Source organism: Carboxylicivirga fragile (genome assembly GCF_050589805.1).
In the GTDB taxonomy this organism is placed as follows: Bacteria; Bacteroidota; Bacteroidia; order Bacteroidales; family Marinilabiliaceae; genus Carboxylicivirga; species Carboxylicivirga fragile.
This window is the reverse complement of sequence record NZ_JBNGOY010000050.1, coordinates 21,925-43,779: the sequence shown is the minus strand read 5'-3', so window position 1 is coordinate 43,779 and position 21,855 is coordinate 21,925. Positions and strand designations below refer to the sequence as shown.

General features: G+C 36.7%; 16 protein-coding genes. 4 read left to right on the top strand and 12 right to left on the bottom strand.

The genetic code is table 11. The features are described from left to right. Positions 1-31: 31 nt before the first annotated feature. The 9 genes from ACRD7B_RS18645 to ACRD7B_RS18605 form a co-directional block, all read right to left on the bottom strand. A complete protein-coding gene (locus ACRD7B_RS18645; RefSeq protein WP_430826147.1) occupies positions 32-607 on the bottom strand; it encodes a hypothetical protein in 576 nt (191 codons plus the stop codon). Beyond that, complete coding sequence (locus ACRD7B_RS18640) at positions 600-1,217, bottom strand: DUF4230 domain-containing protein (RefSeq protein WP_430826146.1); 618 nt, start codon at positions 1,215-1,217, stop codon at positions 600-602. Before ACRD7B_RS18640 ends, ACRD7B_RS18645 begins: the two co-directional genes overlap by 8 nt. Then, positions 1,217-2,014, bottom strand: coding sequence for a hypothetical protein (locus ACRD7B_RS18635; protein ID WP_430826145.1), 798 nt, complete (start codon positions 2,012-2,014; stop codon positions 1,217-1,219). Before ACRD7B_RS18635 ends, ACRD7B_RS18640 begins: the two co-directional genes overlap by 1 nt. A 2-nt stretch (positions 2,015-2,016) precedes the next feature. After that, positions 2,017-2,766, bottom strand: coding sequence for a DUF5675 family protein (locus ACRD7B_RS18630; RefSeq protein WP_430826144.1), 750 nt, complete (start codon positions 2,764-2,766; stop codon positions 2,017-2,019). Between the two features lie 4 nt (positions 2,767-2,770). After that, complete coding sequence (locus ACRD7B_RS18625; protein ID WP_430826143.1) at positions 2,771-3,604, bottom strand: N-acetylmuramoyl-L-alanine amidase; 834 nt, start codon at positions 3,602-3,604, stop codon at positions 2,771-2,773. Positions 3,605-3,946: 342 nt separating this feature from the next. Further along, on the bottom strand, positions 3,947-5,008 hold the full coding sequence (locus tag ACRD7B_RS18620; protein ID WP_430826142.1) for a VOC family protein: 1,062 nt from the start codon (positions 5,006-5,008) through the stop codon (positions 3,947-3,949). 9 nt (positions 5,009-5,017) lie between these two features. After that, positions 5,018-5,806, bottom strand: coding sequence for an SDR family oxidoreductase (locus ACRD7B_RS18615; RefSeq protein WP_430826141.1), 789 nt, complete (start codon positions 5,804-5,806; stop codon positions 5,018-5,020). A 110-nt stretch (positions 5,807-5,916) separates the two neighbouring features. Next, positions 5,917-7,212 carry a 1-acyl-sn-glycerol-3-phosphate acyltransferase gene (locus tag ACRD7B_RS18610; RefSeq protein WP_430826140.1) on the bottom strand — a complete coding sequence of 432 codons (1,296 nt, stop codon included), beginning with the start codon at positions 7,210-7,212 and terminating at the stop codon, positions 5,917-5,919. Continuing rightward, a complete protein-coding gene (locus ACRD7B_RS18605; RefSeq protein ID WP_430826139.1) occupies positions 7,209-9,590 on the bottom strand; it encodes an efflux RND transporter permease subunit in 2,382 nt (793 codons plus the stop codon). The genes ACRD7B_RS18610 and ACRD7B_RS18605 overlap by 4 nt, the downstream gene beginning before the upstream one ends. A 297-nt stretch (positions 9,591-9,887) precedes the next feature. On the opposite strand from ACRD7B_RS18605, the gene ACRD7B_RS18600 reads away from it, so the two are divergent. Then, positions 9,888-10,463 (top strand): ExbD/TolR family protein, encoded by a 576-nt coding sequence (locus tag ACRD7B_RS18600; RefSeq protein ID WP_430826138.1) that lies wholly within the window; start codon positions 9,888-9,890, stop codon positions 10,461-10,463. A gap of 46 nt (positions 10,464-10,509) precedes the next feature. Here ACRD7B_RS18600 and ACRD7B_RS18595 read toward each other — a convergent pair whose 3' ends face one another. Beyond that, positions 10,510-11,469 (bottom strand): AEC family transporter, encoded by a 960-nt coding sequence (locus ACRD7B_RS18595; protein WP_430826137.1) that lies wholly within the window; start codon positions 11,467-11,469, stop codon positions 10,510-10,512. A 234-nt stretch (positions 11,470-11,703) separates the two neighbouring features. Between ACRD7B_RS18595 and ACRD7B_RS18590 the strand changes: the two genes are divergently transcribed. Further along, complete coding sequence (locus ACRD7B_RS18590) at positions 11,704-13,989, top strand: tetratricopeptide repeat-containing sensor histidine kinase (protein ID WP_430826136.1); 2,286 nt, start codon at positions 11,704-11,706, stop codon at positions 13,987-13,989. Between the two features lie 73 nt (positions 13,990-14,062). On the opposite strand, the gene ACRD7B_RS18585 is transcribed toward ACRD7B_RS18590, so the two are convergent. Beyond that, positions 14,063-15,088, bottom strand: coding sequence for a J domain-containing protein (locus ACRD7B_RS18585; RefSeq protein WP_430826135.1), 1,026 nt, complete (start codon positions 15,086-15,088; stop codon positions 14,063-14,065). 59 nt (positions 15,089-15,147) lie between these two features. Further along, positions 15,148-16,980, bottom strand: a complete 1,833-nt coding sequence (locus ACRD7B_RS18580; RefSeq protein WP_430826134.1) for a B12-binding domain-containing radical SAM protein — start codon at positions 16,978-16,980, stop codon at positions 15,148-15,150. Positions 16,981-17,352: 372 nt separating this feature from the next. Between ACRD7B_RS18580 and ACRD7B_RS18575 the strand changes: the two genes are divergently transcribed. Beyond that, positions 17,353-18,237 carry an ABC transporter ATP-binding protein gene (locus tag ACRD7B_RS18575; protein ID WP_430826133.1) on the top strand — a complete coding sequence of 295 codons (885 nt, stop codon included), beginning with the start codon at positions 17,353-17,355 and terminating at the stop codon, positions 18,235-18,237. 18 nt (positions 18,238-18,255) lie between these two features. Beyond that, positions 18,256-21,840: a M1 family aminopeptidase gene (locus ACRD7B_RS18570; RefSeq protein ID WP_430826132.1), complete on the top strand. Its 3,585-nt coding sequence runs from the start codon at positions 18,256-18,258 to the stop codon at positions 21,838-21,840. Positions 21,841-21,855 lie beyond the last annotated feature (15 nt).

Sequence of the window (21,855 nt, the reverse complement as noted above, 5' to 3'; positions counted from 1 at the left end):
ACTGTAATACTTTTTCTGTGTACTCATTTTTCTAAGATATTATTTTGGTCTTAATATCTCTAAAAAATCGTCCGTGTAAATTTAGCAACTCCATATCCTGTAATCGCCTGAAAAGTCTTTCTTTTTTACCTGAACCGAGCTCCTGATTTAATTCGGAGACTTTATACGTTCTACCGCTTATATTATCGAAGATGAAATATAAATAACGCTCAAACAAAGGACTTCGGTGTAAAAAAGTATTTAACTTCAAAAATTCCTCATAACAATTATCGCCCTTGTTTTTAAAATCTAGCAGAGACAGAGTCGCTAAACAATCCGTAAATTCAGCATGTACATCTTTAATTCCTAGGCTAAAAAGCTCGGTATCTTTTTTATTTTCTTGATCCACTACCTCACCCAATGAGGCAATGACCTCGCCATAATACTCAGCAGTAATGAGTTTCCCAATCTCCTTTATGCTTTCAACCTGTATAGGTGTATTTTTTAGTTTTGTCTTAGTTGGTGCCAACAGGTCAAATGGGTCGAACCACGAGAACAGCAATACCACAGCCACCACAAGTATTACTTGAAGCAAAAACGAAAACCCTTTTGAGAATAAACTAATCATTACTGTTAAGGTATTTGTCCCAGTTTATTTTAGGAATTAGTTCAGTCGAATCATTCTTAAATTCTATATAAATTTCCTTATAACCCATGTTTTTCAAGAGCCCTTCCAACATTTTCCGTGTGTTCTCCTCTGTTTGTTCTGTAATTCCCATGTATTTCAAATGCTCACGAATATCACTCTCAGCCTGTCTGAAAAACGACTCCATATCAATCACATCAATGGTACTCATGAATTTATTATTGGAAAGATGATGATCAATTTCAAACTTCTCAAAAGGGTAGTTAAAATCTAATACTTCAACCGCAGGCAGTTTAAGCTCTATCACATCCCCATCAATTTCAACGTCTTTTCGATCGAGTTTGGTCAGATCAATTCCTGTTAAGACAGTTGCTTCGGAATATGCAACAAAATCAGAACTGCTTATACGCACCAAACCAAAAGCTTTTCGTTGCTTGTTACCAATCACAACTTTATCAATCGTGGTTTGTGTTGTGGCTAGTTTAGCTGTACTTTTTATTTTACTGATGACCAACCACCTTTTTTCGCGCTTACAAGCCAACAACATGCTTGTTGCTAATAACACAAACGCTATTTGTTTAAATCGAAGCATTAACCTTGTGCGTTATCAACATTAAAATCTTCCTGATCTTTTGGCGAAGTAGCTGAATCCTCAATATTACTTTCACCAGATACGTCGTTCAATAAATTATTTTTCATTCCGCTTGCACCATTGCTAACTGTAGACATCGGCACCTCAGATTCACTGCCAGCAGTTGCATTTTGTGATTGAGCTTGGGTGGTATTTGCACCAATCACTTTAGAACTTTTATAACCAATAAGCTCCAATGATTTATTACCAAAATAAAAGGCAATCATCATTAAAAAAGCAGTCTTAAAAAAGTCGAAATGATCGATAAAAAACGAATCTTGTTTAAGTTCTGAGTCATAACCTAAGGAGGCAATGGCCATGGACAAACCACCAATTAAAAGAGTGATTGCTACCATCCCCCTAATGGTGCCTTTAGGCAAGCCTAAAGTTTCGTTGGCGTGTGGATTCACTCTTGGTTCTTTCAGCTCCAGTTCGGGCGATTCAGCTATACGTTGTCTTAACTCAGCCCACGATTGATTTGTAAGCCCAAGGTTAATGTTATAAAAGTAGATAGCCCATGTGAGATAAGCGACAAAAATGCCAAACCAAATTAAGATTAATGACAATGCTATGACGTAGAAAATGTCTTTGAAATGCTGTGTATCATCGCAATAATAGACCCGTGCCGTTAGCACAACACCAATAAAAATGATAAGCTCAAGAAAAAGCACTGCACCAACTAAAAGGCGATTTAAGTTTTTCTTTTCTCGCAAAGTGCTAGCAATTTGATCGGTATAGTTGATTTCTTTAGTAGCCATGATTAATGATTTAGTTCTTTGATCCAGTTTTCATCTCGTATAATAATTCTAAGCTTATGCTTATTAGTCAAACGCTCCTCCAAATATTTATACAAGTTCTTAAAGGTTGTTCTCGAATTGGTTAAGTACGAATTATCAGTTCCAACAGACAAACTATTACTGACTAACAAACACCCTTCGGTATGCTGATGATTGCCGCCACTATGAATATAAATACCTGTAAATCCTGGTACATTCTGAATGTGTAAGTGAAAATTAAACCAGTCGGGATACCTTTCTCTGTACTTTAAAGTAAGCGGTGTTTCCTGCCTCAGAAAATCAATATTATAGGTACCTGCAGGTATGCGCGTTTGCCCTTTTATTTTAACCTCATTATAAGTATCCTCGAGTGTATAACAATAAAAGCTTGAATCAATGTACAACAAACCGATGGTCGTTTCCTCATCATCTGAAATACGCAATACGGTAATGGTAGTGCCCTTAAAAGCTTCAATGGTCGCATCTGTTTTACTTGATTCACGACCATTAGATGTATTACTCTTATTTCCATTTTTGTTCTGATCCGTGTCAGTTGTCGCGTTACCAAATCGATCTTTAAAGAAGTCGATTATTAATTGAAAGGATTTTACGATGCTGCCCGCCAATCCCACCAACCAAATCCAGATGTTTTCAATTAAATCGGGTCGATTAACAAAGAGTACCAGCAAGAAAACGATACCTGCAATTACTATTAACAAAAGAAATCGTTGCATATGACTAAATATCTAGATGCCCTTTACTAACCCAACCAGTAATCGTTGTTTTTACCTTACACCAGCCATCTTTCTCTTCCAGAATGGTTACCTCGCTACCTTTTTTTAAAGGTTGAGCCACCTTTTTGAACTGTCCGCCAGCACCTTCCCTAATATTCAATTGACTTGCTGTAACTTTATAGTTTTTACCTTTTAAGGGTGTTTCATCATCGGCTCTATCTTCGAACAAAAGCCTATTTCTAAATCGATCCAAAGGAAATGCTGGTCCAGGATCTTGTTTTCTTCCCGGTGCTATTTCTTCGTGACCTAATATCTCCTTTATTCCGTAATTTTCAATAAGTAACTTAACAACTCGTTCGCAAGCCGCTATCTGCTCAGGTGTATAGAGGTGCCAATATTTTAAATCCTGTTCGTTGCGATGACGCGCTTGAAGTACATCATTCTGCTGATATTTTTTACCAAACCATGATACATATTCAGTACCTGCCTTGGTTAATACGCCGGCATTATCCAATTCAATACCTATGGAAAACTTGTTGTACCCAACACGCGAACCATATTTGCTTTTACCGGCATGCCAAGCCTGATAATTAAAGGGCACTATCTGGTATATTTCTCCAGCGCGGCCAATAACCAAATGTGCCGATGCTTTAACGTCTTTATTTCGTAAATGACGAGCCGATGATTCAGCACTGCCGCCTGCCGTATAATGTATGATGACAGAATCAGGATAAGAAGATTGAAATTCTCCTCCTTTTGTGTGCTCTAATAAATAGGGAATGATGCCATCACCTTTCAAAAGGTGATCTGAAATAGATAGGTTTGATTTTGACGACATGGTAAATTGGTTTATAATGCACACACAAATTATAAACAATATTTAACTTTGTCAATCATAGTGTTAAATAATTTTGCACTCTAGTGTAATTAAATTCTATTAACCAAGCAAATAGAATTCCTCATCCCTGAACAATCATCTTACAATACCAACTAACATTCACACATCTCTTTTTTCATGCACAACAAAGCATACCCTTTCTAAAACAATCTTCACGCCAATAACAAACTCCTTTTAAGAGGAGGTTAGATCTCAAAATAAAAACTTAGTGAAGTTGTTATAAAAAAGCCATTTCTCAGAGTAAAATGAGAAATGGCCTTGTATTTTATTTCAAAGAATATTCTACTTATCCTTAATGCGATTAAAAGCAAGTGTATTAACCATCCAATTCGGCAGACTCTTCTTTGGATCTCTCCCTTTAAGATTCATGTACCAGCCAAACTTTTCAATGATTGGTAATTTATGTGTTTCTACAAATTCAATGAGCGTACCATCTGGATCTTCGATATAAGAGAAATGGCCAGCTGCCACACCCATATCAAAACTATCAGCACTATCAACGGTAAACGCAAAACCTTTGGATTTGCATTCTTCACGCAAAAAGTCCATACCCGTAATATCAAAACACAAGTGGATAAATCCTAGCTCACCCCATATTCTGTTTTCGAATATTTTACGAGGTTCACGATCATATACTTTTACCAATTCAATTTGTGTGGGGCCAAATAAACGACTGAACGTGCCTGTTCTTGTTTCTTTATGCTTAAGTAACACACGACGACATTTCTGATCACCTCCTGGTAGCTGTGCGAAATCGGCAAACACATCTTCCTTGTCATAAACCACTTCATCGTATTGTAGAATATCGGAATAAACCTTCATGGCTGCCTCAATATCTGATACGCCAATTAAACAACCATTGGTTCCTCCAGTAACTGATTTTTGTTTCTTATAAAAAACTGGCTCAGCTACAATCTGAAAGATATTATTGTAGGGATCTTTGATAAAATAATGATCATTCCCACTCGGATCTTTGTAAAGCTCACCAAGTATATTCAAGCCGCGCTCTTTATGTACTCGATACGATTTCTCAATATCGCGACTTTTAATTTTAGTGATAAATATACCATAATCGCCTAACTGGACTTCAAAATTGGGCGCTTTAGGTTCAATACCTGTGTGCTGCCATATTTCAAAACCTCCGCCACCCTCCATATTAACGGCTAAAGCAGCGTAACGTTCCCTGGTCTTACCTTCGGTATGAGGAAGCATAATCTCAGCCACCGCAGTATCTTCAAAAACATTAATATCCATTCCAAATTGGGTGCGATACCACTTCCATGCTTCTTGAGCATCTTTTACTCCAACACCAATTTGTTGAATCCCGCTTATAGTTTTGACCATAGGATTATATTATTTACTACTTACTTTAGTTACAATACGATTATATAGAGCTGGTAAATACTTGTAAATATAAACCATTAACAATTCCTTACCACCCACTAAAATATCCTTCTTCTCTTTTTTAATCGCTTTGAGAATAATGTTTGCACACACATCTGCTCGCATTCCTTTATCCTGTCCTGGATCCATTTCACCATGCGCAACACCTTCTTTTGTTAACGCATTTTTCGATACCTCGGTTTTAATTCTCCCCGGAGACACAATGGTTACTTTTATATTATCTGCCTTAAGTTCTGCCCTTAAAGACTCAAAAAAACCTTGCAAGGCATGCTTTGCCGCAGAATAGGCACTACGTAATGGAAAACCAAACTTTCCAACTATACTGCTGATGGCAACTATATGACCACTTCTATTTTTAATCATGTATGGTAAAACCAACTTCGTTAATGCTACTGCACTAAAGAAATTTATCTCCATAATTTTTCGATCATTTTCGAGAGGCGTTGCATGGGCTAAGGAACGTTGGCTTATTCCAGCATTATTAACTAAAACGTCAATGGTTCCAGTTTGTTTTATGACATTATCAACTAAGTCTTCTAACTGATCTGTTGATGACAGGTCGGCAGGGAATACAAAACATTCTTTTGTATACGAAAGACACTTCTCTCGTACCAAATTAAGTTTATCTTCTCTTCGCGCTGTCAGAACCAGCCTTGCACCTTCTCTTGCATATGCGTATGCCAATTCTTCACCTATTCCCGACGAAGCTCCTGTTATCCAAACTACACTATCTGCCAAAATTATTTTATCTTTTTATTAGTAAACAAAAGTAATTATTGTTTTTAATCAAAAAAGCAATTAAATGAATTTAATCTGCCTATCTATAATACTACAATACTCTTACTCAACTATCCAAGAAGCTTAGACAGTTCATCTCTATACAGCTTAGCCTGTTTATAATCAGCTGTATGTTTCGACTTGAACTTATTGAACCTAAAGCGTTCAAAAAACAGCAAATATTGATCGCGTAATAGTACCGACCAGAACCCTATAACAGCAATACTCAACACCAATAAAAGCCCCATAAGTCCTGCAAACACCCCTCCTAATATGAATAAAACAAGGTAATACAGCTGTACAAACAACCAATTGGCTCCAACGTAAACCGAACCATAAAACTCACGTGTTTTCACGACTTTATCTGCCACCTTACGGCCTAAATAAACAGGTAAAACATTGGCTAAGTAGCCAAGAGAAAAAATGGGTAACACAACCACTAAAAGCAATGCCTTAAGATAGTATGAAGTTTTATCACAGGCCACTTCCCGATCGGTAATCCTATACTTACCTAACAAATCAAAATAAACTTGAGCTTTTTCTTTTAGTTCCTTATACTGCTCTTTTGAATCTGAAAAGAGTTGATTAATATGTGAACTTATTTTATTCTCAATCTGAAATGGCACAGGGTTGGCATTAGCAATAGGTAGAGCCCCCACTAACTTGTTATTTCGAGCAATTTCGAAACACTGTTCTACCGTGGTTTCACACTCTTTAGATTCAATAACAACGGCCCCTTCATTAAGCGCTGCGTATAAATCATCATTCAGGGCTTTTGCCGCCTTTGCTGGATTTTCAAGGTAGATATCTTTATAATCACTCACCAAAATGGGATCGGCACATTGTGCCATTAATGTTTCTCTTATTTTTGGCCCATTGGTATAATTTAAAGAGATCGGAACAATCTGTACCCCCAGCTTAAAATCATTTTCTTCTTCAGCTTTAAAGGCAATTCGAGCCGTTCCTTTCTTAAGTTTACGCACGCGTTTCTCAACAACACATACTCCCTCGGAATGAATTAATAAGGTGCCATTATATTTCAATGTTTGCGTATAAATATCAAAAGCCTCCAAATTCTTCTTTACATCCTGCGTGTTATCCATGGCTCTATAAACAGGCGATACGCGCATTGATTCCAATAAAACACGTGCGAGCTTAGTAGCAAATACATCTCCCCTGGCAAGAAACCTTAGTTTGCGTCCTGCAAAAATACCAATCACAAAATCATCAATGAATGAATTTGGATGCATCGAGGCTAATATGACTGGTCCTTTTTTAGGAATCTTATGTCGATGAACAAAAAAGATATGTTTAAAATAAAGCCTTAATGCAATGGGCATTGTATATCTTAACCAGTAGTATATCATTTCTTCTTTTTAATCTTTTTTTCTTCTTTACGCTTGGCCTTCTCTAATGACAAAAGCATTGCAGGTAACAATATCAAGTTGGTTAACATTGCCACTAATAAAGTTAATGACACCAATAAACCCAGGGCTATAGTACCACCAAAACTTGAAGCTGTAAATATGGAGAATCCAAAGAATAAAACAATAGATGTATAAATCATGCTCACCCCCGATTCCTTTATAGCTTCGACCACCGAAAACTTAATACGTCCTCCATGTATCTTTAATTCCTGACGATATTTGGCCAAGAAATGAATACTATCATCAATTGAAATACCAAAGGCAATGCTAAATACCAATATAGTGGATGGTTTTATATGAATACCAAAATAACCCATAATTCCAGCGGTAAAAAGTAATGGAATTATATTAGGGATAAGTGATATAAAAACCATTCGGAAAGATCGAAACATGAAAGCTATAAAAACCGATATTAACAGAATGGCTATGGCCAGACTCACAAATAAGTTGCGTATAAGAAAATTGGTTCCTTTTAAAAACACTAAACTTGTACCAGTAAAACTCACCTTATAATCGGCTGGGCTGAATATTTTATCAACCTTTATCCTAAGTGAATCTTTTATACTTTGAATCTGATCGGTATTAACATTCGCCATCTTAACCGTCATCCGTGTTATCTGTTTTGATGAATCGATAAAAGCACTTAAACTCTCAGAATGTTCCGATGATTCGCTTGAGAAATACTTTTTTAGCCCGGTCAATTTACTAGGTGACGGCACATTATAAAACTTAGGATCGCCTCCCATATGGGCTTGATAGATATATTTCACCCCATCATTAATAGATAACGGTTTCGAAAAGTAAGGCGTAAACAAAGAATCGCGAGCTAAAACCTTCTCTAAACGTCGCATTTTATACAAGGTTTTTCCCCCTTCTCTAAAAACACCATTCTCTACCTTAGTGTCTATCACAATTTCGAAAGGCAATACGCCCTTGAACTGTTCTTCAAAAAAGAGAAGATCCTGATAAATAGCATCACTCTTAGGAATATCATCAACGACATTACCCGATGTTTTTATTAAACTAATACCCAATGCACTAAATAGTACTAAAAACAACGTACCAACATATACCCATCGCCTATTCTTCATGGCGGTTATCACTAACCATTTAATTGATGAATTTAACGATTTATTCTCCAGATGCTTGATATGCCTTGCAGATGGCATTTTCTGAAAGCTTGTTATGATTGGAAAAATGGTGATGGAAATAAAAAACAGGCAGATAATATTAATCGCTGCTATAATTCCAAATTCAACCAAAATGGTAGAACTAGTAAGTATGAATGTAGCAAAACCAGAAGCTGTAGTTAGATTGGTCAAGAAAATAACTCCGCCAATTTTCTTTATCATTCGCTCCAATGCGGCCCATTGATTTCCATGATTACTGCATTCCTGATGATACTTATTAATCATGAAAATGGAATTGGGTATTCCAATAACGATGATTAGTGGGGGGATCAATCCTGTTAGTACTGTTATTTTAAAACCAAACAAACCAATAAAACCAAATACCCAAATAACTGAAATACCAACAACCAAGAGGGATGTTCCAACTATTTTAAACGAGCGGAAAAACAGATACAGTATAATGGCCAATACAATAGCAGCCAAAATAATAAAAAGGCTCAACTCGCCTCTTACTTTATCCATTACACGTGTTCGGATATATGGCAGCCCCGAGTAATGCACATCAACCCCCGTTTTTTCACTAAACAATTCGGTAGTTTCATATACATTATTCACAAAGGCAATTCGCCGTTTTGAATTAACCATATCATTGCGAAGAGTAATACTCAATATGGTCACAAACGAGCTATCTGTCTGCTTAAATAATAGGTCTTTATAAAACAATTGTTTATCAACGATGCCTAAAATACTATCCAATTGATATTGAGAGCTAGGTTTTTGAGGAAATAAAGTTTTTAACTCTAACTTATCATTCACCCTATTTAACTCACTTATTCTACTTAAAGACAATACACTTTTAGCACCTACTATTTGCTCACCATCATCGCCTGAAACAGTAATAGCAGCAATAGCTTCAGTAAGGTCATAAAGGGCATTAAACTTATCAAGTTCAAGAATTGTAGAATCATTAATTCCTAACAGTATGAGCTTAGCATCCTCACCATATATTTTCTTAAAATTCTCGTATTCAATAAACGTTGAATCTGTTTTTGGAAGAAGCTGGGCTAACTTATAATCCAAGGTTACTTTACTAGCCTGAAAACCAAAAAACAAAGTTAAAAAAGCGACAGCAGCTAAAATGGCTAATCGATAGCGAATGATTATATGATTGACGGAAAGATGATTCACTTATTGTATATTTCAAAATTAGCGTACAAAGGTAATAAATATGCAGCACGCGCTACCTTTTACTCAAGAAAACTAACGCCAAATTACGACAAAATGAACCTGAGATTCCAGTTTTTGCAGAAAGCAGCTTAATTCTTTTTAACCAATCTTATTCTGGGCACAATAAGATAGTTGATCATAAATTTAATTGACCACATAAAGTGTAAACTGTTATTTTTTTTGTATATTAATGGTGTCAATTTCGGAATCATATTATGCAGGGTCATTAATTATTAATAAATAATTAAATGATCTATTATGAAACAAAGAGAAACTACTGAAGTAAATGCCGGTTCAATGGCCGACATCGCGTTTTTGTTACTAATATTCTTCTTGGTATCAACAACAATGGACACAGATCAGGGATTAAGTACACTTCTTCCCCCGTATCAAGATAAACCAGATATTGATACGCCCCTTAAGCATGATCGTAATGTATTTGAAATATTGGTTAACTCCAATAATCAACTAATGGTCGAAAAATCCCAAATGGACATACGAAACCTAACTGAGGCAACTAAAGAATTCATTTTAAACCCTAACGATAAACTACAGCTATCGGACAAGGAAAGTAAAAATATTAAGTACTTCGGTCCCACTGAAGTTAGTAAGGGTATTATTTCGATTCAAACCACCAATGATACCGAATACCACGCCTACTTATTGGTGCAAAATGAAGTATTACGAGCATTTAATGAAATGCGAAACGACATTGCCAAAAGTAAGTTTGGGAAAGAATATAAAAAGTTAGGCAAAACAGAAAAAGATGCAGTTCGTGAAGTCTGTCCAAAATACATTTCGGAAGCCGAACCAGTTAAACTAGCTTCAAACTAAAAATAATTGAAAGGGAAACTGGCATTAAGCTGGTTTCCTTACACTATTAATAGGAAGCAATAAGCATACGCCAAATAGTAAGCCATGCGGGTATCGTTAAAAGACAAACGATATAATTGATTAGCATCATACTACCCACCTCCTGTGCATTACCTCCATATTTACGAACCTGAACAATTAACAGAGTAGCCGGGGCAACCGAGGCCTGTAATACTAATAAGTCGGCGATTAAAGGGTAAGTGTTTAGCCATTGCGTCCAATATAATAGAGCAATAACAATGGCGGGCATTAAAAATAACTTTATTCCCACTACCTTAATTGAATCGATAATGGAGGGCATTTGCCTTACCGAGATAGAACCCAATGTAGCACCTAATACAATAGTGGCAATAGGAATGGCAGCTTGCCCAAGGAAATCAACAGGGATTAAAATAGCTGAAGGAACGTAATTCTCCAAACCAAGTAGAACAATTAATATTGAACCCAAACTTGCAATTAATGGCGGATTCACAATTTCTTTTAATCTGATCTTTTCATTTTCGCCAGAGGTCACCATGTACTTTCCTACACTCCACAATGCAGTGCTTACACCTAAAATAAACATGAAGCAATAAGTTAAAAATGTATTCAAATCTTCAACATATAACATAGTTGCAATAGGCAGTACCATGTAATTGGCATTCATAAAAGATGCAACTGCCATTATGGCCTTCTTTTGTTTACGTTTTTTGTAAAAGAATAAATACGATAAACCTAAAGCAAAACCTATCATAACAAAAGCCACCAAGGGCAAAATCCACCAATACACGAAACTAGCTGGGTCAAAACTTCCAATGATCTTCGAAAAGAAAAGGCATGGTAGCAATATCACAATAGTAATATGCGACATACTCTGAATATCACTTTGCCTAATAATATTACGCCTTACCAATACACCACTTGCTATGGCTATTAAAAATATGCTGAGAACAGCTTTAAAAACAGGTATAAATGTGCTTGTGATCATATATATTTACTATTCTCTAATACTTCAACATTCTTATTTATTCAAATTTAGTCCAATAAAGTGAAGTGACCAATTATAAATTGAATAGTGCAATCTGCCAAATAGTACGAAATAAAGCCACTTAACACTAAAGAGTTAGACACCCTTCACCTATATACAAAAACAAAAAACTTATCTACATGCCAAATATTGTTGATGTAAATTAGGTATATTAGCCTTGGAAAATAATATTACATGAGGGTAGCTTTTTATTTTATTTGCATATTTTTTCACATCACGTCTACTCCTATTTCTCAGGCTCAATCATCAACTATTGATAGCATTGAAAGGCAATTATCAAATCACTCCATCAGAGATAGTGTGCGCGTTGACCTTTTAAATTCGGCTGCGGAAGCATTTCAAAACATCAATCCACAAAATGCCTTTAAGCACCTTAAAGAAGCTGGTGAAATTGTAGAAGAAATAAATTACCCAAAAGGGAAAGCAGATTATTACGATCAAATGGCCATGTATTATTATGTAATTTCCGAGTTCTGTAAGGTACAAGAGTATTCTAACAAAAGCTTATTAATCAATCAATCCATTAACAACCAAAAAGGACTTGCAAAAAACTACTATTACATAGGTAAAATACAATATTTTCAAGGTGAAGTAGACAAAGCTACTAAATTCATAAAGCAAGCTCTTAGAATAAATATTGCATTAAAAGACAGTGCATCTATTTGTTACAACTATGCCAGTTTAGGCACCAATTATGCCGACATAGGCAATTATGATTTAGCACTACAATACGCCGAACTGGCTCTTGAAATAGCAACCAAGATCAATGATGAAGAGGCCATGTCTTTTACACTCAACAATCTGGGCGTAGTATATGAACATCATGGCAACTGGCCCAAAGCACTTGAATGCTATCAAAAAAGCTTTCTCATTGATGAGCGTCAAAATAACTATAAAGATGCCTCAATTGCTGCTTCCAACATTGCTCATATTTATATTGTGGAAAGCAACTACAGTGATGCTTTGAAGTATTGTTTAAAAGGATTGGGGTATGCCGAAGAAATTGGATTTAAAACCGGACTGTGTTATAATTATGAATACATGGGCCGCATTTACACAAAAAAAGGGGCTTACGATAAAGCATGGGAATACCAGAACAAGACGCTTAAGCTCCAACAGGAAATAGGAAACAAACAAGGAGAGCTGAATGCCTTAAGAGATTTGGCTAACATTCTTGTTTTGACGGATAAACTTGTGGATGCCATGGAACTGTATAACAAGGCCGTTAACCTGAGCCAGACCATATCTTATAAACGTACAGAAATTAGTAGCTACATAGGTATTTCCACTATTTACGATAAGCAGAACAAACACACAGAAGCTTATCTCTATAGCAAAAAAGCCTATCTGATGGCAACAGAATTGGATGACATACAACTCATTAGTGAAAGCGCTAAAATGCTTGCCAAAACTAGTGAACGCTTAGGACTTTACAAGGAAGCGCTTGGCGCTCATATAGCATTTAAAACAATGAGCGATAGCTTGTTTAATAAAGAAAACATAAGACGAATTAGTAACTTAGAATACGAGTATAAATCGGCAAAAGAGAAAGCCATAGCTAAACGTGAACAAGACAAAAAAGATCGACTTCAAGAGGCAGAACTAAAAAAACAGAAAGCTTTTAGAAACACTTTTATTGTTGGGTTTCTATTCATGTTACTTTTAGTGGTAAGTATTTGGAGAAGTTCTATTGAAAAGAAAAAGACAAATCGCCAACTACGCGCCAAAAACCTTGAAATTAATAAGCAGAAAGAGGAGCTCATTAATACCAATAAATCGCTGGAACAATTATCGCAGTTTAAGGAAGATATGACTAACATGGTTATTCATGATCTTAAAAACCCACTGTCAACCTTAGTAAATATTGATATTTTATCTGAATTGGATGAAAAAGATGAATTGATTAAACATTTATCGCTGCGCATGCTCAGCATGATTGAAAACACTTTAGATGTATATCGAAATGAAAGCATTGACTTGATGCTTCATAAGGAATATAAAGACATACATGGGATCGTTAATGGTGCCATCGAAGAAGTGGGATTCTTGGCAAGAATGAACGAGCTAAGTTTTGATGTACAAGTCGAAAATAAAATTGAAGTTAATTCAGATGCCATGGTTTTACGCAGGGTATTCTCCAACATCTTATCAAATGCTGTTAAGTTCTCATCACCAAGCGAAACGGTAACTATTAAAGCTACAATATCGAATAGTGACTTATTAAAAGTATCAGTGCACAACATTGGTTCATTTATATCCGAGGAACAACAAAAGCATATTTTTAATCGCTTTGCTCAGGTTAAAGCTCATGCCAAAACTAAAATGCACTCGACAGGTATAGGTCTCACCTATTGCACTATGGCCATTGAATCGCACGGCGGACAAATCGGTGTGAACTCCAGTCAAGAAGCTGGTACAACCTTCTGGTTTACTTTACCTGAAGCGAAAAGCATTATTTAAGATAGACATAGATCATAAAACTATAATAAACAAATCACTTCCTTAAAAACAAGAAATATTGACCAACCGATATCTACTCTACCATTTGATAAGTTGCCAACACATCCTTCACCACCTTTATACCAAACAAACCATCTTCAATGGTATAGGTGACACACGACTTAGCTATGAAAGGTCTGAAATCAGTAAAATAGCGAATCCCTTTATAGTTATCGTATTGTCCATCTTCCAGATGAATACTTGTAAATGTGGTATTACCATTATAAGAGTATGTGTAGTAATACGAGTTTATTTGGGGCGATGAAGAGAAACTAAAATTTATTACAAAAAACAGATTAATAAGTAAGGGAGCTACCAACGCAAATAATAGGTATCTGTAGTACAAGGATTTCACCAGTCTGGAAGCCACTAAAGCTAGTACAAAAGACAGTGCAAAAGCACCTCCCAACACCTTTAACTCAACCAGTGTATTTAAAGTAAAAGTGAAAAATAGCCAAATATTGATAGCTACAAACAGTATTAAACGCATTATTTTAGTTCGCAAGCTGGCATTACGGATTCTAAAAAAGGAATTAATAGCATCCTTATTAAAGGTTCGGAATAAAAACCGAAGCCATAAAGGTGAAGTGGGCAAAATTAGAATGGCACTTACTAAAAGCGTTACCGCTCCATATTGAACAAACAACATAATGGGTAAGCCAATCACAAAAAGTAATATAAACACTCCCCCAAAAAAATCTACAATAGAATTTACCACTTCGGCAGTTCGGTATACGTCAGATTTTATATAAGCTTCGTAACGCATTTTAGCATAGGCCTGGGCACGTTGTCTTGCCTTTTGTTTTTCTCGTTGTTGCCACTCATTCCAGAATTCCTCGTTATTCGCTTTGGTATTTGTTGTACGTTGCTTCTGCCTTTTCGGATCTTTTAACTTGACGAAGTATTCATATGCCTCGTTCAGCAATATAAACTTGTCGTGCGCATCATCTGACTTGTTTATATCAGGATGATACATTTTAGCCTTTGAACGATAGGCTTTTTTAATCTGATCCAGGGTAGCATTCTGAGTAATGCCTAATATCTTGTAATAATCAATCATGTATAACAATGCATTGAGCCACTAATGTAATAATACCGATTGGATAATAAAATTGGCTTTTATAAATGTATAAGCGAGATAATATTGGAATATTCGGCATTACAATAAATAAGATAACTCGCTTTTAAATGGCTTAATAATTCTTTCAAACGTTCCTCTGTTACCAAAGGATGGGGCACCTGAATATCTGTTAAAAGTTCCGAGAATGTTCGAACGCATTTTTCCGTTGCTTTCAGAATAAATGCATATTCGGGCTCACCAAAAACAATGTTTTCTATCTCCTCGTCGTTACAATACTCGGTATAATAACATATACCATTCAATTCTTGAATCTTATAACTAAACTTGTTTTGCTTGTAATACTCCTCCACCTCTACTAACTTCTTCCACTCTCGTTCGTTGGCAGGCTTATCCTTTTTAAATCTAAAAAGGTGAAATCTATCCTCATGATTAGAATACTCAGCAGGCAACATATAGCTTAAATCGTCAGTATTGTAGGTTTCTCTTTCCTCTTCCGATAACATCGAATAATACTTCGACATGGAAGACAAAACCAAATCGACATAGATGTGCGTGAACTCAACCACAGGATCCTTGTAAAAGAAGCGCAAGTAATGCAGGTTATCTATGCACTCTTGCACATCTGCCTCAGTTTCGTCGGGTATGTGCTTAATTACATTCACAACTGGCGCGATACCGTTCTTTAAGGAATATTTGACAAAGAACACATTATCAGAAAAGGTATTGCTCTTATTCATCTTGCTTAATAGAGCATCCGATAAACCATCGTAACCAATAAACAGGTTTTTAAATCCGGCAATGGCCATCTTTTGCATTAAGTCGGCATTGTATTGATTATTTGGTATCAGCTCTGCCCAAAAAGAATAATCTTCTTCAGTGCGATATCGTAGGTCGATAAGTAAATCCAACAACTTCTCGAAATGAGTCAGATTACCAAAGGTATCGCTATCAACAAAGGTAAAAGTTGTAAATCCGTATTGTTGCCTTAGCTCTTCTATCTCCTTTACAACACACTCAGGTGTTCTGGCCCGCAATTTATAACCTTGGTTAAAGTCACAAAACTTACACTTTCGCCAATGACATGATCTTATCGAATTTATTGGGATGCTAATCAAATCCTTATCCTCATCATCGGGAAAGGTGTTTACAAAATCATCGTAATCGGGGTAGATGTAATTCTTAAAATCGAGATACTGACTCTTTATGAGTTCTGATTGAATAAGCCGTTCGCCCTCGCGATAAATCAAACGAGGCACCGTACTTAAATCAAGCGTATTACTATCTAATTGTTTTGCTAATTCTAACAATGGATATTCTCCCTCTCCCCAGGTTCCATAATCAAAATGTGGACAAAGCTTCATGGCCTCCTCGGCAACACCTTTGCTGCCAAATCCGCCTACTATAATTTTTAAATGCGGAGCCACTCTTTTAATCTCTTCAGCCAGAATCATGCCTGGAATCCATTGATTGTACTTGGCACTTATACCAAATAGTGAAATTTCACTAAAATCAATCTTACTTATTTCATCCCGAATTACTGTGTACACACCCTGTTTCAACTCGTCGAGTAATTCAGAATAATAACCAGGCCCCTCTATCTTATATTCAGGCTTTAAGAGCTGGAGTTGCGAAATAATGCGTGCATTGCCTACGAGATTATTTTGTTTATCGTTAAGAATTGACAAAAATGGAATGAGTCGTATTTCAGTATCTTCACTATCGGTATGTTCCGCCATAAGTGATAATGAAAAATTCCAGTACTTAATTATGGTCTCAAAGCCATTATTATTCATGAACTTCTTAAGGATAGACAGCGAAATAGTAGGACTATTAACATCTGTAGGAGGTAGGCAATTCAGAAGTATCTTCATTGGAAAGTGTTTATTTTCGCCCTAACAACTGCATTAGCACAGCAATTTGACTGCGACAAAATTAAAAAAACTTGGCAGAAGGCAACCTAAAGAACAAATCAAACATTTATATATTAAGATAGTTTGTCAGTATATAGTCGGAAGGCAGTAGTTAGATTCTTTTATATAGTCCCAAACTGAGTTGAATTATCTGAGGTATAATGATTTTAGTTCAACTTATTAGAAAACACTCTAAACAAAGTAAAATAAAATACACGATTTACGATTTATAAATACAAACAATAAAAGATGAATAAGTATTACACTATCAAGATTTAACTATATTTGTTACACAAGCACCAATACAATTATCAATAAAACACTTAACCCACTATGAGTACATTAAAGATCACGAACCTATCAAAAACCTACCCCAATGGTGTAAAAGCGCTGGATAACGTTAATCTGGAATTATCAAACGGCATGTTTGGTCTCTTAGGCCCAAATGGCGCTGGTAAGTCTACCTTGATGCGTACACTTGCTTCGCTTCAAGAAGCAGATACAGGTACAGCTACCTTAGATGATATTGATATATTTAAACAACCAGGCGAATTGCGTAAGGTACTCGGTTATCTACCACAGGAGTTTGGCGTATATCCGCGTATTACGGCAGAACAGTTATTAAACCACATTGCCGTACTTAAGGGGATCACCAATAAAGGAGAAAGAAAAGACTTGGTAGCCTATCTACTAAACAAGGTTAACCTATACGACATTAAGAACAAACACGTTAAAGGATTCTCAGGTGGAATGAAGCAACGTGTTGGTATTGCTCAAGCCTTAATTGGTAATCCTAAATTGATTATTGTGGATGAACCTACCGCGGGTTTAGATCCAGGCGAGCGTAACCGCTTTCATAACCTACTGGCTGATGTAGGTGAAGAGGTCATTGTAATTTTATCAACCCATATTGTTGATGATGTGCGTGAACTATGCACCAAAATGGCCATCATGAATCTGGGACAGATCGTATTTCAGGATACACCGCAGAATGCCATTGACAGCATAAATGGTAAGGTTTATCAGAAGATAGTAACACGAACCGATTTGGAAGATTACGCCCGTAAGTATTCCATCATATCAAATAAAATGGTGGGTGGTCAGCCACTCATTCATGTCTTCAGCGATGAGCATCCTGAAAATGGTTTTGAACAAGTGAATCCTAATTTGGAAGATGTCTTCTTCTCGAAGATTAACACGGCCAATGTACTTGTTTAACCACCCAAACGATTAACTATGTTTAAGACATTCTTTTTTACCGAAATAAAATACACCCTGAAACAACCCATGGTGTATATATTCCTGGCTCTTTTCACGCTACTTGTGTTTGGAGCTACGGCGAGTGATAATGTTATGATTGGCGGATCGGTGGGTAATGTGCACCGCAATTCACCATACACTCTAGCCATTTTCACATCCATACTATCTATTTTTGGATTATTAGTGGCCACGGCATTCTTTAACAATGCCGCCCTGCGCGATCATTCAAACAATTTCAACGAGATACTATTTACCACTCCACTGAGTAAGGCCGGCTACTTTTTCGGTCGTTTCTTTGGAGCCTTAATCTTGTCGACCATTCCTTTACTAGGTATATTTTTAGGATCGTATATAGGAACCATTTCAGCCCCGGCCTTTGGCTGGATTGAAGCTGAACGCTTTGGGGAGTTCTCATCCGAAATGTTCATTAACAACTATTTCCTATTCATTCTACCTAACATGTTTTTTGCTGGTGCCATCATCTTTGCCACCGCCAACAAATGGAAAAGTACGGTTATCTCTTTCACCGGAGCGTTTCTGATAATAATTGGATACATCATTTCATCCACGCTAATGTCAGATATCGATAATGAAACCATTGCTGGTTTAGTTGATGTGTTTGGCATTAATTCTTATTCGCTCGAAAGTAAATACTATACAGCAGTTGAACGCAATACCTTAAGTCCCGGCTTTAATGGCATTCTGCTTACCAACCGCTTAATATGGACAGGCGTAGGTATACTTATACTTATTGTTTCTTATACCTTACATTCATTCAAGGAAAAGAACAAGAAACTTAAAAAACAGAAAGCAAGTAAGGCAAAGAAAGTAGTTGATTTTAATCTTCCTGAATTAAACCTTGCTTTTAATGGTCACACTGAGTGGTTGCACTTAAAAAGCTTTTTCAAAATTAGCTTCTTGAGCATCGTTAAAAGCGTAACCTTCAAAATAATGTTTCTCTTTAGTGCCATTTTGCTGGTCACTGATCTGTTTGCAGGTTTTGAATATTATGGGTTAAAATCGTACCCATTAACCTACAAGGTAATTGATTCAATTACTGATAGCACCTCGCTATTCCTTCTTATTATATTGGTATTTTTCAGTGGCGAACTCATTTGGCGCGACAGAGACAGTAAAATAAATGAAGTAATGGACTCGTCTCCACATACCTCATTTATTTCGCTTGCTGCTAAAGCTTTATCACTAATAGCCGCCACAAGCATACTTAATGTTTTCTTTATTATTTGCGGAGTTATTTACCAATTATTGAATGGTTACACACGCATTGAATTGAATGTGTATCTATTAGATTTCTTTTATACCAACCTTTGGGCCTATGTCATCTTTAGTGGTGTCATGATCATGATTCAGGTATTGGTCAACAATAAATACATCGGCTACTTTGTTTCTATCTTACTCATATTTGTTTGGAGCATTATGCTATCCATCTTTGATGTGGAAAGTGCCATGTTACACCTTGGCGAAGGTCCATCACTGATGTATTCTGATATGAATGGCTTTGGCCCAGGCTTATTAGGTGCTTTCTGGTTTAATCTCTATTGGGTATTACTTAGCATACTGGCCTTATTACTTGCCGGAGCTGTATGGAACAGAGGTATGTTAGGCTCGTTAAAAAGCCGAATAGTAGCCGCTAACAAACAAGTTCCGAAAAATTACAAATACATCACCTTGAGCGTTTTTGTTGTATGGGCTGCTGTGGCAGGATTTGTTTATTATAACACGCAAATATTAAATCCCTATGACACAAGTGATGAGAGGGAGCAAATGGCGGTTGACTACGAAACGAAGTACAAGAAGTACGAACACGTAGCAATGCCGAAAATAACGGATGCCAAGTATTTTATCGATATCTATCCGTATAAGCGCGATGCTAAAATCAAAGCCATCCTAAAGTTAACCAACGAGACGGATGTTGCCATTGACTCGCTTCATCTTAGCCTTAGTGATTTTTGGGAAACAGAATTGAATATTCCAAATGCAAAACTGGTGCATAATGATGAAGAACTGGACTATGTGATTTATCAACTTGAGCCAGCTCTTCAACCTCAACAAACCATTGAAGTGGAAGTAAGGTCGGAGCATATTTCCTTAGGTTTCTCCAACTCGCGCGGTAATACCAGCATTATCAACAATGGTACCTTCCTGAACAACATGGAAGTACTGCCTGGTCTTGGATATAATCCGGCTGGCGAATTAAGCGATAAGAATGATCGCAAGAAACATGATTTACCTCCTAAGGACCGTATGCCGGCACTAACAAAAGATTCCTGCAAATACCATATGGCCAATTACCTCACAGATGGCCGATCTGATTTCATTAATGTGGAAACGGTTATTTCAACTGCAGGTGATCAAACAGCCATTGCACCAGGTTCGTTATTGAAACAATGGACCGAAGATGGAAGAAACTACTACCATTATAAGGTAGATCATCCTTCGCAGAATTTCTACTCTTTCATTTCAGCGCGTTTCGAAAAAGCGACACGCAAATGGAACAATGTGGATATTGAAGTGTACTATGATGCCAAACATCCTCAGAATATTGAAATGATGATGGATGCCGTTGAACGCTCTTTGGAGTATTACTCAACTAATTTTGGTCCTTATTACCATAAGCAATGTCGTATTATTGAGTTTCCGCGTTACTCAACATTTGCTCAGGCCTTCCCGGGAACCATGCCGTATTCTGAGTCCATTGGTTTTGTCATAGATTTGGAAGGAGAAGATACCGACAACAACATTGTTGATGAAGTAATAGCACATGAAATGGCGCATCAATGGTGGGCACATCAGGTAATTGGTGCACACATGCAAGGCAGTACCTTAATGAGTGAGAGCTTCTCGGAGTACTCCGCGCTGATGACCATGAAGCAATTGGCCGAGACTCCAATGAAGATGCGCGAATTCTTGAAGTACAACCACAATAGCTATTTACGTGGTCGTGGACAAGAGTTGGAAAAGGAATTGCCGCTATACAAAGTTGAGAACCAAGGCTACATCCATTACCGAAAAGGAAGTGTCGTGTTGTATGCTTTACAAGATTACATAGGTGAAGATAAGGTGAACCAAGCCATGCGCGATTACCTGAATGAGTATAAATACAAGGGTGCTCCCTATTATTCAACCTCATTGGATTTCCTTGATCATTTGGAGCCACAGGTACCCGATTCGTTGCAATACTTGATTACCGATTGGTTCAAAGAGATTACACTCTACGATAATCGTGTGAAAGAAGCCAATTACAAAGAATTGGATAACGGTAAGTATGAAGTTACAATGGAAATTAATTCGCACAAGATTAAAGCCGATAGCTTGGGTAACGAAAACCGCTTGGCGATGAACGACTGGGTGGACATTGGTTTCTTCCTTGATGATGATGAAGAGCAGTTATATCAGGAGAAACGTGTTTTAATTAATCAGGATGTAATGAACTTTAGTTTTGTTCTGGATACATTGCCTGCCAAAGCAGCCATTGATCCTCGTCATTTATTGATTGACCGTGTTTATTCCGATAACATTAAAACGATTTCGGAAGAGTAAAAAAAAATAAGATAC